The organism is Hymenobacter terricola, from assembly GCF_017921975.2.
In the GTDB taxonomy this organism is placed as follows: Bacteria; Bacteroidota; Bacteroidia; order Cytophagales; family Hymenobacteraceae; genus Hymenobacter; species Hymenobacter terricola.
This window is the reverse complement of the sequence record NZ_JAGEMO020000251.1, coordinates 1-378: the sequence shown is the minus strand read 5'-3', so window position 1 is coordinate 378 and position 378 is coordinate 1. Positions and strand designations below refer to the sequence as shown.

The 378-nt window shown below is 36.0% G+C and carries 1 protein-coding gene; it reads left to right on the top strand.

All coding sequences use genetic code 11. The features are described from left to right. The first annotated feature begins 84 nt into the window (after positions 1-84). Complete coding sequence (locus J4G38_RS28450) at positions 85-249, top strand: hypothetical protein (RefSeq protein ID WP_210522307.1); 165 nt, start codon at positions 85-87, stop codon at positions 247-249. The last annotated feature ends 129 nt before the right edge of the window (positions 250-378 follow it).

The following is a 378-nucleotide window of genomic DNA, read 5'->3' as shown; positions in this document are numbered from 1 at the left end:
GGAAAGAAAGAAAAAAAACGGCAAAAGTCACAAATCGCAACGGGTGGGTGGGCTACTCTGATTACGAAATAAGCCATACGGCGTTTGAGTTCAAAAAAAATTTGTGAGTGCAGCGAACACCGATTTGATGATGATGTTGATGTTGTCGTTGATGATGATGATGATGATGATGATGTTGATGATGAATGGATCTGTTCGCTGATGATGATGATGATGATGATGTTGATGATGAATGGATCTGTTCGCTGATGATGATGTTGATGATGATGTCGTTACTCAAAAGAATTAAAGAAATTCAGAAAAATACAACAAGACTACAAACATACGCAGTATTTAGTTTGTAGTCGTATTTTTCTGAATTTCTTTAATTCTTTTGCT